Below are 13,005 nucleotides of genomic sequence, written 5' to 3' on the forward strand. Positions count from 1 at the left end.
ACTCATCATTCATCACTCGGGAAACTACCCCGTCTCCGGCCCCATGTTTTCGCCGTTGCAATCGATGCAGGCCCAGTCGCCGTCGACGAAGGCCATGGGATCGCCGCAAATCGGACAGTCTGGGGGCGGTCCCTTGTCGACGACGGGCAGCGGCGGAAGCTCGAAATCGTCTTCGTTGGGTTCCACAAACGCCTTTCAGGCCGACTGGGGCTTCATCTTCAACTGGAGCGCCTTCTCGGCGCTCTGGCGAGTCGGCACGCCGATGAACGTCAGACGGCCGTCGATAATGGTGGCAGGGACCGCACGGATCGCATGTCGATTCGCCAGCTCCTGGCCGTCCGCCGAATTGATGTCCACCTCACGGTAGCCGAAGCTGTACTTCACCCGCAGCTCTTTCCACAGACTCTTCGCGGACGGACACGCCCCGCACGTCGGGGAAACAACCAACACGACATTCGGCATAGGCACTCTCCATGAATCGACAATGGTCACGGTATCTTAACACCCGCGAAAAACCAGGCGCAAGGCGCGGCGGTGAAGACACGTGTGTCCACCGGTCAAAACACGGTTGCAGTTCGATGGTCAGCGGTATAGGTTTTGGCTCCGACGCTCTCGATGATCCAGGAGTTGCGATGCCGATCAAGACCGGCCGGAATGATCCCTGCCCCCGCGGGAGCGGGAGAAATACAAGCATTGCTGTCTGTCGCAGTCAAAGCCTGCCACCTTCCCTGGCTGTGGCAGGAGTCAGGACTGCCGCGGTACCTCATCGTGTGGGCTCCCGGTCGCGTTTCTGCAAACCTCGGGGTCGCGGCCCCCGCCGGAATGCTATTCCTTGCTACCGGGTCCCTGCGAGAACAACCAGGGCCATTTGGCGGGGTTGAGGTGAATTGCGTAGTGTGATAGGGTCCGCTCCGATTCCATCCTGGGCTCGCGTTCATGCTGCACGCCTTCTCATTGGCGCCCATTCGGTTCGAGCTCACAGCAGAAGAACACCTCGCCCTCCATCCGAAAAATCCGGGTAATTCTCTCCGCGGCGCCTTCGGCGCCACCTTCAAGCGCCTCGTCTGCCCGACGCCGTCGGAATGCCGGCAGACGTGTCGGATGAAAGCCACCTGCCCGTACGGGCAGATCTTCGAGCCGAGTCCTCCGCCGGGCAGCGACCGGCTGAGCTTGAATCAAGACATTCCCCGCCCCTTCGTCTTACGCCCGCCGAATGGCATCGAGACGACGGCCCGGCCCGGCGACTCCCTCCACTTCGACCTCATCCTCATCGGCAAAGCGATCGATTATTTTTCTTATTTTTTGGTGACATTCCGGGAACTCGGCGACCAAGGCATCGGCCTCGGGCGGGGCCGGTACCGGATCGCACGGGTGTCATTGCTCAACGAAGACGGAAACGGTGTCACGGAGATCTATTCGGGCAACGACAACGTCGTCCGCCCCGCACCCTTCCGTATCCTTTATAAGGACTGCTGCCGCCTGGCCGCTCTACGATTAACGAATAACGGTGAACGAATAACGATCCGTTTCCTCACCCCCACCCTCCTCAAAGCCGACGGCAGGATCGTCACCCGGCCGGACTTCCATCACCTGCTCAAGCGCCTCCGTGACCGCATCAACGCCCTCGCCCATTTCTACTGCGACGACACGCTCGATGTGGACTTCAAAGCCTTCGGCGAACGAGCGGAAGCAGTCAAAACCGTGAGCTGCCGCATCAGATGGGAAGACCGCGACCGCCGTTCCTGGAAAACTGGCCACGCTCACGACATGGGCGGCTTCATCGGCGAGGTAACGTACGAGGGGGAGCTGGCGGAATTTTTACCGCTGCTGATCCTGGGGCAATACACGCACGTGGGGAAATACGCGGTATGGGGAAACGGAAGATATGAGATGGTCTAACGTCAGATTCTACCCCTCTTCACCGGCCTGGCGCAGAACCGTATGGCACAACGACTCGTTAATAAAGAAGCCGGCCGACTTGAGATCGTCAAAAACTGGTTTGAGGGATTTCAATTTTTTCTTGGTGCTTCCCGTGAGAGAGCAGACCTAAGAGACCATTGACTCTCACACCTTGATTCTCGGCGAGATGGCGAGCAGTTGCATCATCAAGAACCAGGAAGTCTGCACGAATCTCCCGCGCCAGAATGATGGCTTCAGCTTCTCCACGTCCGATTCGGTCCAGGAGGCGATGAACTGCCACATGGTCCTTGACCCGCTCGGCGCTTCCCGCCCGTTGCGTGCCCTGGTGCACGACCTCCTCGTACACGGCCATTGGGACATATGCACGTTGAGCGAGCTTTGGGATCAGATGCAAGCGACCGACGCGAGCAAGTGCAATGAGCGGACTTGAGTCGAAGACCAGGATCACCCTTGAGGACTCGCCCCCTGGCGCAGGGCATCGAGATCTCGCCGGAGGTCCTCAGGAGAATAGTCGAACCACGGGATGCGGTATTCGGTAAGCAGACTGGGAAAATCATGGAGGGAAATGCCGAGCAACTCAGCCGCCTTGGCTCGGGACACTCGACCACGCCGGACGAGATCAAGGACGAGAGCCAGCTTTGCTTCGCGCTTGGCTTCTTCTTCCGAACCCAGCAGTTCAACCAGCTCGGCAGGAAGCTCGATGGTGACCGATTTCATGAGAGATGACTCCGGATGGGTTTTATTCTAGCAGTGACGGCTCACAAGACCAAGGATGATGGCAGTGGCGGCAGCCGCGGGTGGAGAGGACCCGGGGCTAGCTCAGGACAAGCAGAAATCTCATACGGACTTCATGGGCAGCAACGAAGACCGCGACCGGCGCTCCTGGAAAACCGGTCAAGCGCACGACATGGCAGACCGCTCTCCGTCGTCCGTCTTCCGTTGCCTGTCGACCGATGACGGTTCGCGATTGCGGATAGCGGGACACGGATAGCAGGACACTGTCCACGGTAAACGGACCACGCAGTATACGCATGTCGGGAAGTACGCCGTGTGGGGGAACGGGCGGTATGAGTTCGTAGAGTGACGTTAGCGGTAAGCGTCCCGGCGGTGAGCGATACGAAGGACGAGAACGGTTTGAGCGGGATCGTCGATTTCGAAAAGAATGCGATAGCTGCCGACGCGGACGCGCCACACATCGTGGCCGCCTGCCAGCTTAGTGACGCCAGGAGGTCGAGGATCGTGTTCGAGGGCAAACAGAACGTCTGTCACCCTGGAGCGAATATCGAGAGGAAGTTTTGCAAGGTCGCGTCCCGAGGCAGGCCGGAGCAGAACCGTGTAGGCCATCAGGCAGTGTTGCCAGGTTTGCCCACAACGGCACGGAGCGGCTGTGATGATCCGGATTCCGCCTTGGCTTCCTCAGCAAGCAGGTGATCAATGGCATCCTGAAGATAGGGAGGAAGTGTTTCCCAATCAGCATGAGCGGCAAGTGTGCGGAGGAACTGCCGATAGTCCTCATAAGACACAATGACTTCGACAATCTCACCCTGTTCATTCTGGACAAATCGAGGAGGGTGAAGCAATTGTTTTTCGCTCATGGAGCACCCCTCAGATGAACAGATGCTAACACCGCCGGCCATGGACGGTCAAACGGGACTCCGGTTCCCCGTTTTCCGTCTCCCGTTGTCCGCCGGCTAATGACGGGTCAAGGATTGCGGATCACGATGAGTGGAACGCGGATAGCGGCAAAGGGGCTACGGACGACAGATCGCGCTGCACGGTCAACGGATCACGGTTGACGGAAAACGGTTTTCGGAAAACGGCAAACTCCGTGGGAAAGTACGGGTGTAGGGAAATGGGCGATGTGAGGTTAGAGGACTATGAATCTTGGTAGAGCAAAGACATCAATTACTGGCGTCTATTATGACAAGGCCCACCGACGCCAAGCAGAAACTATTACCATTGGCGGTCAACAGCTTTCTTTAAGTCCAGGGCAAAGGACAGCCCTGAATTCACTCCTGACGTTCGTCCGGAGAGCTGCAGTTTCTTCGGTCGTTCCTGCTTATATCTCGGCTGAAACGGGAAGTGGAAAAACCGAGGTGGCTTTAAGACTGGCCGTCCTGATCATGAGAGAAATGTCACTTCAGTTGCGGCAACTCCATGGTGTGTACCTATCTCCAACCAGAAAGCTTGCCGAAGAAGCAGCAGGCCGTCTGAATGCTATGGTCCAAATGGAAATGCCAGATGTGCGGATGGTTTCAATCAGTGGACAAGACGAGGAGAAAGTTGAACGAGTCCGGCAAGCTTTTAGCGTTTTTGAAAGTGAGCATAAAACGCTCCTAGCAACGAACATCCAGTTTTTAGCTTCCCTCGCAACCAAGACCGCCGCGTTCTACAAAATCCCTTCCAGGACCGGCCAGTTCCAACTGGTTGCCTCGCTAAGCGAGACCAATATCATCATTGTGGACGAACCCCACTTCTATAGTGGCAAGGCGTTTGTTCGAGTTCTAGCCCTTCTGCTGGCCATTCTTGAGCATAAACGCTCATCTGGCGGAACCAATCCCACGCTGCTCTTGTTTATCAGCGCCACGATGAATGTGCCAGAAATCGAACGGCTCTTCCGTTATCTTACGGCTGATTGTGGTTTAGAACTGGCGCCGTTAGTTGACGAAGCATCATGGCCACTTGAGAAAAGACGGCTTGAGATCACAGAAGCGGATCACGGAGAGAAGTGGAGCGTCTTTGAAACAGCAGACGGCATTGCCGCTCTCTTTGCTCGCATCGCCACAATCGCACAGCAAAGCCAGCATTTCACTGTAGTGTACTGGGACAGCGTGCCTATGCTGGTAAGGCTTCAGCAATTTCTGGCTTCCCAGACGTACAACGCTATTGTCTGGCACTCCCAGATGCCTTCAAGACTTCAACTAGCGAATCTCCAGCAACTCCACGACGGCAAAATTCGCATTGCGCTTACAACAAGTGCTGCTGAGGTCGGAATCGAGTTTGAACGCTGGGGGGTAACGACGGTTGACCGAATGGTATCCGTTAATACCTTTTCGGTCGCAAAGGCAATCCAGCGCTGGGGCAGGCTTGCTCGCCGGAGCAATGCCACGGGAGTCGTGCATTTCATCGACCTTCCCGGTCTGCCCGATTCGGTGACTGAGAAGATGGTGAACGGGGCTACGACCTTCGATCTGACAAAGAAAGACTATCCGAATCTTCTGTCCAGGAAACAGGAGTTTGAATGTGAATTCTCCACTACCTATCGTTCCCTCGTGGCTGACCGCGCTTTCGCCCACAGCATAAAATCGGCCATTGCCTCTGTCACCGGCCAGGTATTGCCGATTTATCTCTCTACTTCCATTCCTGTCCGTGACTGGTCCGGCGAGGAGCAATTGTTCATTCCGCTGGGGAAACTCTCTGCCGGCGCAATGGTGGTACAGGATAATGCATGGCTAGAGTTTGGCAATCGAAACGGAGACTTTTTTTTCACTTTGCGCAACGGCCAATTAGCATGGAAACCAACAACTCTCATGCTTAGCAAGATGAATTGTTTACAACATCGCGCTGCGATTAGATCGCGTGCCTTGCCTGATTGGGCAAGACAGTTGGGGATTTCTTACGCCGGACTATTGGACGGCGAGGTGAGCATTGCCCTGCCAAATTTGGGTGCAGGTTTTCGATTCAAGTCCGAACTCCTGGCACTTCACTTTCCGTTGGGAACCTTGGAGGTCGGTCCCGCCTTCAGAACCAGTGAACTGTGCGAGTGTTTGCTAGAAAGTTTCAGTCCCGCAAGCAGCGATCTTGATGCTCTGGCCAGCCGGAAGTCGGAAGACAACGCAGACATTGTGTATCTCTATGAACCGGCGAGGAGAGATCAAGACCTTGCAGTCGGTGCCGTGGAATACGCTTGGCAACAGGTCCTTGGGGGAGATTATCCATGCTCGACGAGCTAATCCAGACGAATTTGGGGAAGTGGGGTCATACGACCCAGACCTATGATGAGCATGTCCATGCGGTGTGGGTTTTCAGAAAACCCCTCCTTGCTCTTGCACGTCCCATACTACACAAGCTATTTGGGGAAGATAGCGAAGACGCATGGGCGGAATATGTTCGCTTGACCCGATTCGAAACTCGTGGTCACGACTATGACAAACTATTCGTGCCGCAGGCACTTCTTCCACAATTAACCAGCTTCCGCTGGCATGCCAAGACCAACGATCCTGTCAACCAAAGAGCACTGGAGGCCTTCTTGGATCAAGTCGAGCTTCCCTGTTCTCGCGGGGTAGCTAGAACGCTTCTCCAAGCAGCCTGTGCCGGCCATGAGGGCCTTAGAACTCCGGAAAAGGGAGAAAAGACAAGAACTACGCTCCATGCGTACTTTGAGGAACGAGGCTTAGGCCTGAGTCTCACAAATTCCAATTGGCTTGCACTAGCCAAGCTCCATACGGCCGTGTTGCGAGCGGCAGATGCCATCGCATCGGCTGCCCAAGGTCAGGCGTTCAAAGATGATGTTTCGACCTTGGTGAACTGGATCACACAACTTCTTCCCCGAGCCCATTTAACGATCATCACCATCTCCTTTGACACAACATTCAGCGAGAGTTCGTCCGCAGCAGTCCTGTCTGGCTACTATCAGCTTTACGATACTTGCTATAAAGCCCTTCATCGTCTGTTGGAGCGAAACGGGATCGTGTTGGCTGATAACAGTCGAACCCTGGTTGCTATGGCCTTGACCGACGAAGCAGGGGAACTAGAAGCCAAATGGTGGAAGAACCTTGCTGGCAGCCTTGGGGATACAACCGCCGTAAAGACAGTTGTCCAGTGGCATCAAACCGAAATCGCCCCAAACCTTCAACCAGTGGACTTTGATGTCAAGTTAAAGGAAGCCCTCTGGCACGCATTGTCCCAAGCCCATCAGATCGGGATCAACCCTCAGGGTATCCCGTGCGCCTCCTGTGGCCGACAGGTTATCACTTCCCCTCCAAGAGAGGATCTTCCCAAGAATTTAGGTGATGAGATCGCAACACTGGAGAGCAGAGGCGACTATGGTTTTGTGAAAGGCGTCAAGGAATCGCTCTATGAGCTTCATCAAGCTCTTAATCGGAGTGCTCGTCTGGCTTGTCCGGAGTGCATCTCCCTCTCTAGGTATCAAGAGGAATCCACTGCAAGAGGAACGCTGGCGTTTGGAGGCTCAACTCGAAAATATACGCGCGACAACAGCGCGAACCTGAAGCTGACATCCGACAAGACTGATCCGTTCGTGACGTTGCTTTATGGCTTTGAATTACAGAGACGTGCTCTGGATACCCTGGTTCAAACCATTCAAACCGCCAAGGGACAAAGCAGGCTTATTGCAAGCTCCACACTGCTCTTCAGGTTTACGCCAACACCAACTGGGCTTGCGACCACGCTCGATCTGATTCAGGCACTGACGCATGACTGCGAAACCCTACTCCCTGATGGAATGATCCAATACAGCCTGGACTTTGGTATCCGTATCGGTGCCGGTGCCCTCTTGCTCAACGGGCTCATCCACGACTCCGTTTTTGTTCGCGGAATTCACGCTTTCGATGATTTTCTGTCACGGCTGAAAGTCGCACGCGATCTCGACACAGAGCTTGTGGCGCTCGGTAACGAACAAAGGAGCAAGGCCATGTTGCGACTGTCTCAGCGACGCGGTGTCATTCCTTTAGCCAAGGAACTCCTGGATTCGGATATTGACCTCAGCAAGCCGTTGGATCAGCGGAGTCGCCCCCGTATGGCTTTAGAGCAAATTCTACAGGTCGCTGCACTTGTAGATCACAATCCACGAGCACTCTCCGACTTAAGGCGATTCTATTCTGGCGCCAACTCTGAAGGGGGAGAAAGATGACTACAGAACTGCAAGGCCTCTCCAATGCACTAGCTTTCGTCCCTACCAGCGCCCAAGACGTATGGGCGTCATTAGCGCAACTCGATAAAGAACAAGAGGAATCAAGAATCACATTTGCCATCGCGGGAGCGCTCTTCTTGGCTGGTTTGAAAGCGGGGTTCTATCCAGGACGCGCCGGAATTGACCGGTATGTGCTGTTCTTCAAGTTCGTAGAGTCAATCGATCCGAAGCAGCGCTTCGAGAAGACCTTCCTCAATCTTTGTGGCCGATTTGTGAACTATTGCGGTGGCAAGCTTGTTCAGCAGGACGGATTCAACCCAAACGCATCAGCACATGAAGCTATTAGGGCCATCATGGATGGTCTTGGCGCTGTAGCCACTGCGCCGGCAGAACAGCAGGCCAGAGTCATGCGGGCGCTTCTCAGGGTACGAGATGCATCTCATCTCTTTGTCGCATTCAGTTACGACTGGTCCCAGCGCTTCTCTGATTTTGACAGGATTCTGGAGGCCAAATTCGGCTGCAGACCTGATAATCCCGTGATCCAGCCCCCCGAATCACGTAGGGCACAAGAAGAAAATCCAAACGATGGAGGAGCCCCATGAATCAAGAGAGCAAAGCCGACGATGCCACCTTGTCCCATGTCCCCAGAGGTCTCGGTGCCGAGACAGGTCTGAGTGGGTCCATCCCGGCGGTCCGCGTATGGGGGATCGTGAGTTTCGAGCGCTCGTATAGCGGCAATGAGGCCAGCGGCATCAATGAAGCGTTCACCGACATTGAGCCCTTCCTTACCCCTCAAGGAGAGCTCGATGCTCGCGCACGCATTCGCGCCACGAAATTTAACTACATCAGGGAATCCAAGTTCCGTGAACTCATCCGTAAGGCCATCGAACCTTACCTTGAAGAAGTTGCCACTAAAAGCCCACAGACCACCGACGAATCTTCGCAACCGGAGCAGAACGCAACTGCATCCGCAGACACAATCTCTCAGCAAAGCCAGAGCTACAAGGGGACTGCTGACTCGGTATTCAATCAGATTCTTCAGCCTGTTGTTCCTCCTGACAAGGCAGGGAACTATAAGGCGTTTTTCAAAGCCCTGCTTGTCAAGATGGCAGCGTGTAGCCCTGCCACACCATGCGGTGCCTGCCCTGCCTGTATTGCGGAGGGATCTGCTGCAACTACCCAGTCGGTCGGAGTGAGCCTGCCTCACAACTGGGAGAAGAAGTTTAAAGAAACAGATTTCCGCACATTCCGTACAGTCAAAAGCGCTGCGAAGGACCTGATGATCAATGTGGACGGACAGACCGTCGAACCATCTCTGACTGAAGCCTTGGTCCGCAATCGCACCCCCCGTACCGGTGATCCAGACACAGCAGACACGGTGGAGAACACTGCTCAGTCCGGCCAAGTGGCTCTCGGCGGAATGATGATCCTCCGAGAGCACATGTTCAAAGGACTTGGCTATGTCAAAACCACGCTCTTCAATCCAACCCAGCTTGAGTTGGGAATGTTGGCCTATGAGCACCTAGTCGAGGATATCCGGCGGGGAGCGAAGACTTCCAGCGGCGCAGGAGTTTGGAGCATCGCTTTCCAGAACAACTCTGGCAAGTGGACGATTGACAAAAATGGCGGCGGAGAACCGATGCTCGTGGTCGACGAGATACTCAGCCTGGAGGGTTTCACAATTAGGCCTCCTTTGGCGAGTACCCCCGTCGATGTGACTGAGGATGCCGATGGAATCAAGAAGTGCTTTGATGAGCCATTGGCTGGGAACAACAAGAATGTGAGGGAAAGGTTTGGGGCTAACTGCCAGGCGATCAAAGATGATGAACAGCAAGAGGCTGTCCTGATCCGCTATCGCGGCACGCAAGCGATTGACCGGCTGCGGACCTACCTTTCCTCACTGAAACCGCTTAACTCTCCCAACAACAACGCCAAGCAGCAGGTCTTTCAAGACCTCGCCTCCTTTGCCGCAAGCGTGATAGCCCATTTGATCCGTCCCAAACGAGCCATTGCGAACATCATGGAGGAGTTTGAGACGGCTCGCCAGGCGGCAGCGCGTCCCTCTGAGGGGACTCAGGCAGCAGCGGCAAAATCAGGAATCACAACAGACCAGCAACGCGGTGGCCGCAAACGAGGACAGAGAGGCCGATAATGTGGGCCGTAGTGATTGACTTCCGGTCCTTGGAAGAGTCGGCATGCTCAGAAACAACGGCAAGGAGCAATCGCTTTGTGCCGGCCAACTCTCTGTACCGGAGTTCCATAGCTGGAGCAATGCTTCAGGCCCACCTATTTACCCAAGGAACCAACTACGCCGCGGAATTCAATAACGCCCTGAATGCAGCGCAGTCCTCAATTCAAGCCCTCTCACGATGGTACAAAGGCCTAATTAATGAACTCCCAAGAGTAGCAATCACGGACGCTGTCCTGATTCAAGAGAGCGGCTTGCGAGAGGAAGCCTTTAACATCATTTATGACGGAACGGCGACCGCATTGGGATCAATGAAGAATGCCGCGCTCCGAATGACTGACCAGTGCCACCACCTCGAAATGAACCAGACCGGCCGGATTTCCTTGCGGTTTCGTGGGAGCAGAAATAACGATTCCGACTCACCGGTTCGGAGCCGATGCACCACATGCGGGCGCCCTGTAGAAATTGACGTAGGACTTGATGCTCTAGATTTTACCGTGCTTCGCCCTGATCCGAAGAATGACGCATTATTTCCATCTATCCGAGAAGTCATGACAGCCCGTGTTAATCAGAGTGCTCATATCTTTCGCGTCCCAGGTGCGCATTGGCGAACAGCCTTCATCGGCGAATCACGGGACGAACTTCAGAAAGCGATACGCTTGCTTGAGATCGTCCTCACTGACTTGGGATTGGGTTCAAAACACGCCTTCCGAGGCAAAGGATCGCTTCTTGGCCCGCCAGGGTGGGTGGAATTGCAGGAGATCAAAGGAACCGCCGAGGGACCATTACTCCAGCCGCTTATCTGTCGCGATGGGAGCATGAATCGGACGCTGGAACGCCTTGGGCTGACCCCGACCGGTGGAATGAGCATTGCCCTCCGTTCGAATGACGTTGGTCCATTCTCAACTGCTGTTCCTGCTCTTACCGGATGCATGAAAGCGTCCGAAGGTTTCCTCCTTAACACAGGCACAGAAACGTATTTAATCACCAAAGAAGACCTTACTTGGCCAAGGAACTTGTAAAAACAGAATCGGATCAGACTAGAAAGTCCCATTTTAAAGTAGAAAGAGTTTTATCGCCTTCGACGGCGCGGCGCTGCTGCTGCTTGAATTATCGAGAAGGATAAACGCCGATGCACGGCACAACAGTTGATCAGAGTATCCTCGACGAGATCGTGCGCCGCATTGTCGAAGTGGCGCAGCCTGACCAAATCATCTTATTCGGCTCCGCGGCGCGGGGCCAGATGGGACCGGACAGTGATCTTGATCTTCTGGTCGTCAAGGCCGGCGTTCCGCACCGAAGGCGACTGGCACAACAGATCTATCTAACACTGTTCGGCACCGCGGTCCCGGTGGATATCATTGTCGTCACGCCGGACGACATCGAGGCATTTAAAGACAAGGTCGGGACGATCATCGGTCCGGCACTCAAGGAGGGCAAGTTGCTCTATGCCGCCTAATCATCGCGACCCGACGCAGGCGACGGAATGGCTTCGCCGAGCCCGCAGCAACCTTGCCCGAGCGAGAGCAGGCCGCACTGCTCCTGAGGTGCTGTACGAAGATCTCTGTTTTGATGCCCAACAGGCGGCAGAAAAGGCCATCAAAGCGTTGCTGGTTGATCGGAAGGTGGCGTTTCCCAAAACCCACGCCATCATGGACTTGCTGACATCCTCGAACAGAGCGGTGTGGCGGTTTCGGAAGAGATTCGACGGGCGGGGCTGTTGACCGGCTATGCTGTGGAAACTCGGTATCCCGGATTGTCCGAAGAGGTCACGAAGGAGGATTACGTTCAGGCTCTTGAACTCGCCGAGCGTGTTGTGCGGTGGGCGGAGTCGTTGCTCTCGTCTGGTCGAGAAGAGCAGGCGTCTTGACATTCGCTTTCTTCAGCGCGGCCTGCCTGTGCCCTGGCAGACAGGCGCTGCTTCTGGTCGAACTCTGGCGGCGGTCTTTCAGACCTGCGGAATGAGATGATGAACAGCCGGCGTTTGGCGATGATACTCGCGAAAGACTCGAAGTCTGGAAACCGAGACCGTGGTCTCCTGGAGGTTCTCATGAAGGGCGACTTACACCTCAACCCAAAGGATGCAGCGGCGATCCAGGAATTTTCCGAGCGAGTTCGTTCAGAGCTTCGGACTGAGTTGGTCGATCTGAAGCTCTTCGGCTCGAAGGCCACGGGTCGTGATGTCGAGGAATCCGATATCGACGTGCTGGTCGTGGTCGATCAGAGGACTCCGGAGCTCGAAGATCGAATCTTGGACATCGCCTTCGACGTGAACGTCGCACACGAGGTCTACATTTCCCCACGTGTGATCGGCAAAGCGATTCTTGACGATCCGGTTTGGAAGATCACGCCGTTTCTGCGCCACATTGCCGCGGAAGGAGTTTCTTTGTGAAGCCAGAGGTCAAGGCGTTGGCTCGCCACCGGATGTCCCGCGCACGGGAGGCGTTTGCCGAAGGTGACCATCTGCTGACGAAAGGGTCGCCCATAGGGGCCGTGAACCGGTTCTACTATGCCGCCTTCTACGCCGCCCGGGCTCTTCTCGCAGTCAAAGAGGCCGATTCTTCGCGACATAGCGGTGTCATCTCTCTGTTCCAGAAGCACTTCGTCTCGACCGGGCAAGTGAGCACCACGCATGCGAAGGCGCTGCCGCGCTCGTTTGAAAAGCGTCAGAACACGGACTACGGTGATTTTGCCACGATTGCTCCAGAAGAGGCTCGGACAGTCCAAGAAGACGTGTAGGCTTTTGTGGAAGAGTGTGCGGAATTGCTTGAGCGCTTGTTGACGGCCGAATGACCTGTCGACATGGAGTCTCACTCGGCGCATTCCGGTGAATGTGTTCGGTGGCAGTCAGTGTCTCTTTCCCCCCGGCGCGACCTGCCTGTGCCAAGCACGGCAGACAGGCGCTGCTGCTGGTCGAACTCTGGCGGCGGTCTTTCAGACAGACGGAATGAGATGACAACCAGCCGGCGTTTGGCGATGATGCCGGGCATGCGCTGGAGATGACAAAGGAGAAGGAAAACAGGCC

Annotated in this window: 18 protein-coding genes; 11 read left to right on the top strand and 7 right to left on the bottom strand. The window is 55.3% G+C overall.

The features are described 5' to 3' along the window. Positions 1-24: 24 nt before the first annotated feature. Together ACWHYV_RS14990 and ACWHYV_RS14995 are read right to left on the bottom strand one after the other, a co-directional pair. On the bottom strand, positions 25-186 hold the full coding sequence (locus ACWHYV_RS14990) for a hypothetical protein (RefSeq protein WP_447977302.1): 162 nt from the start codon (positions 184-186) through the stop codon (positions 25-27). Between the two features lie 9 nt (positions 187-195). Continuing rightward, entirely contained in the window at positions 196-462 is a 267-nt protein-coding gene (locus tag ACWHYV_RS14995; protein ID WP_447977303.1) for a glutaredoxin family protein, read from the bottom strand. Positions 463-936: 474 nt separating this feature from the next. On the opposite strand from ACWHYV_RS14995, the gene cas6 reads away from it, so the two are divergent. After that, complete coding sequence (gene cas6 / locus ACWHYV_RS15000; RefSeq protein WP_447977304.1) at positions 937-1,899, top strand: CRISPR system precrRNA processing endoribonuclease RAMP protein Cas6; 963 nt, start codon at positions 937-939, stop codon at positions 1,897-1,899. Positions 1,900-1,908: 9 nt separating this feature from the next. On the opposite strand, the gene ACWHYV_RS15005 is transcribed toward cas6, so the two are convergent. From ACWHYV_RS15005 to ACWHYV_RS15025, 5 genes are all read right to left on the bottom strand, one after another. After that, complete coding sequence (locus tag ACWHYV_RS15005; RefSeq protein ID WP_447977305.1) at positions 1,909-2,013, bottom strand: DUF3368 domain-containing protein; 105 nt, start codon at positions 2,011-2,013, stop codon at positions 1,909-1,911. Continuing rightward, positions 1,988-2,368: a DUF3368 domain-containing protein gene (locus ACWHYV_RS15010; protein WP_447977306.1), complete on the bottom strand. Its 381-nt coding sequence runs from the start codon at positions 2,366-2,368 to the stop codon at positions 1,988-1,990. Before ACWHYV_RS15010 ends, ACWHYV_RS15005 begins: the two co-directional genes overlap by 26 nt. Beyond that, positions 2,365-2,637, bottom strand: a complete 273-nt coding sequence (locus ACWHYV_RS15015) for a UPF0175 family protein (RefSeq protein WP_447977307.1) — start codon at positions 2,635-2,637, stop codon at positions 2,365-2,367. The genes ACWHYV_RS15010 and ACWHYV_RS15015 overlap by 4 nt, the downstream gene beginning before the upstream one ends. A 369-nt stretch (positions 2,638-3,006) precedes the next feature. After that, a complete protein-coding gene (locus tag ACWHYV_RS15020; protein WP_447977308.1) occupies positions 3,007-3,264 on the bottom strand; it encodes a type II toxin-antitoxin system RelE family toxin in 258 nt (85 codons plus the stop codon). Then, positions 3,264-3,515 carry a hypothetical protein gene (locus ACWHYV_RS15025; RefSeq protein ID WP_447977309.1) on the bottom strand — a complete coding sequence of 84 codons (252 nt, stop codon included), beginning with the start codon at positions 3,513-3,515 and terminating at the stop codon, positions 3,264-3,266. Before ACWHYV_RS15025 ends, ACWHYV_RS15020 begins: the two co-directional genes overlap by 1 nt. A gap of 282 nt (positions 3,516-3,797) precedes the next feature. Here ACWHYV_RS15025 and ACWHYV_RS15030 point away from each other — a divergent pair, with 282 nt between their 5' ends. The 10 genes from ACWHYV_RS15030 to ACWHYV_RS15075 all read left to right on the top strand — a co-directional run bounded on the left by ACWHYV_RS15030 (position 3,798) and on the right by ACWHYV_RS15075 (position 12,719). Continuing rightward, the gene (locus tag ACWHYV_RS15030; protein ID WP_447977310.1) at positions 3,798-5,873 is read left to right on the top strand and encodes a DEAD/DEAH box helicase; all 2,076 of its coding nucleotides are present in this window, start codon (positions 3,798-3,800) and stop codon (positions 5,871-5,873) included. After that, positions 5,858-7,792, top strand: coding sequence for a hypothetical protein (locus ACWHYV_RS15035; RefSeq protein ID WP_447977311.1), 1,935 nt, complete (start codon positions 5,858-5,860; stop codon positions 7,790-7,792). The genes ACWHYV_RS15030 and ACWHYV_RS15035 overlap by 16 nt, the downstream gene beginning before the upstream one ends. Further along, positions 7,789-8,394, top strand: coding sequence for a hypothetical protein (locus ACWHYV_RS15040; protein ID WP_447977312.1), 606 nt, complete (start codon positions 7,789-7,791; stop codon positions 8,392-8,394). Before ACWHYV_RS15035 ends, ACWHYV_RS15040 begins: the two co-directional genes overlap by 4 nt. After that, positions 8,391-9,944, top strand: coding sequence for a hypothetical protein (locus ACWHYV_RS15045; RefSeq protein ID WP_447977313.1), 1,554 nt, complete (start codon positions 8,391-8,393; stop codon positions 9,942-9,944). Before ACWHYV_RS15040 ends, ACWHYV_RS15045 begins: the two co-directional genes overlap by 4 nt. A gap of 119 nt (positions 9,945-10,063) precedes the next feature. Continuing rightward, entirely contained in the window at positions 10,064-11,002 is a 939-nt protein-coding gene (locus ACWHYV_RS15050) for a hypothetical protein (RefSeq protein WP_447977314.1), read from the top strand. Positions 11,003-11,112: 110 nt separating this feature from the next. Then, positions 11,113-11,439, top strand: a complete 327-nt coding sequence (locus ACWHYV_RS15055; protein WP_447977315.1) for a nucleotidyltransferase domain-containing protein — start codon at positions 11,113-11,115, stop codon at positions 11,437-11,439. Next, a complete protein-coding gene (locus ACWHYV_RS15060) occupies positions 11,429-11,704 on the top strand; it encodes a HEPN domain-containing protein (protein ID WP_447977316.1) in 276 nt (91 codons plus the stop codon). The genes ACWHYV_RS15055 and ACWHYV_RS15060 overlap by 11 nt, the downstream gene beginning before the upstream one ends. Then, positions 11,665-11,850, top strand: a complete 186-nt coding sequence (locus tag ACWHYV_RS15065; RefSeq protein ID WP_447977317.1) for a HEPN domain-containing protein — start codon at positions 11,665-11,667, stop codon at positions 11,848-11,850. The genes ACWHYV_RS15060 and ACWHYV_RS15065 overlap by 40 nt, the downstream gene beginning before the upstream one ends. Before the next feature lie 180 nt (positions 11,851-12,030). Further along, positions 12,031-12,372, top strand: a complete 342-nt coding sequence (locus ACWHYV_RS15070; RefSeq protein WP_447977318.1) for a nucleotidyltransferase domain-containing protein — start codon at positions 12,031-12,033, stop codon at positions 12,370-12,372. Continuing rightward, positions 12,369-12,719: a HEPN domain-containing protein gene (locus ACWHYV_RS15075; protein ID WP_447977319.1), complete on the top strand. Its 351-nt coding sequence runs from the start codon at positions 12,369-12,371 to the stop codon at positions 12,717-12,719. The genes ACWHYV_RS15070 and ACWHYV_RS15075 overlap by 4 nt, the downstream gene beginning before the upstream one ends. The last annotated feature ends 286 nt before the right edge of the window (positions 12,720-13,005 follow it).

The sequence above is a fragment of the Candidatus Nitrospira bockiana genome (assembly GCF_965152565.1).

Coding starts and splice junctions, on each gene's coding strand:
- ACWHYV_RS15025 (WP_447977309.1), bottom strand. CDS start 3,515: ATGAGCGAAAAACAATTGCTTCACCCTCCTCGATTTGTCCAGAATGAA.
- ACWHYV_RS15030 (WP_447977310.1), top strand. CDS start 3,798: ATGAATCTTGGTAGAGCAAAGACATCAATTACTGGCGTCTATTATGAC.
- ACWHYV_RS15050 (WP_447977314.1), top strand. CDS start 10,064: ATGCTTCAGGCCCACCTATTTACCCAAGGAACCAACTACGCCGCGGAA.
- ACWHYV_RS15070 (WP_447977318.1), top strand. CDS start 12,031: ATGAAGGGCGACTTACACCTCAACCCAAAGGATGCAGCGGCGATCCAG.
- ACWHYV_RS15045 (WP_447977313.1), top strand. CDS start 8,391: ATGAATCAAGAGAGCAAAGCCGACGATGCCACCTTGTCCCATGTCCCC.
- ACWHYV_RS15035 (WP_447977311.1), top strand. CDS start 5,858: ATGCTCGACGAGCTAATCCAGACGAATTTGGGGAAGTGGGGTCATACG.
- ACWHYV_RS15040 (WP_447977312.1), top strand. CDS start 7,789: ATGACTACAGAACTGCAAGGCCTCTCCAATGCACTAGCTTTCGTCCCT.
- ACWHYV_RS15015 (WP_447977307.1), bottom strand. CDS start 2,637: ATGAAATCGGTCACCATCGAGCTTCCTGCCGAGCTGGTTGAACTGCTG.
- cas6 (WP_447977304.1), top strand. CDS start 937: ATGCTGCACGCCTTCTCATTGGCGCCCATTCGGTTCGAGCTCACAGCA.
- ACWHYV_RS14995 (WP_447977303.1), bottom strand. CDS start 462: ATGCCGAATGTCGTGTTGGTTGTTTCCCCGACGTGCGGGGCGTGTCCG.
- ACWHYV_RS15060 (WP_447977316.1), top strand. CDS start 11,429: ATGCCGCCTAATCATCGCGACCCGACGCAGGCGACGGAATGGCTTCGC.
- ACWHYV_RS15055 (WP_447977315.1), top strand. CDS start 11,113: ATGCACGGCACAACAGTTGATCAGAGTATCCTCGACGAGATCGTGCGC.
- ACWHYV_RS15020 (WP_447977308.1), bottom strand. CDS start 3,264: ATGGCCTACACGGTTCTGCTCCGGCCTGCCTCGGGACGCGACCTTGCA.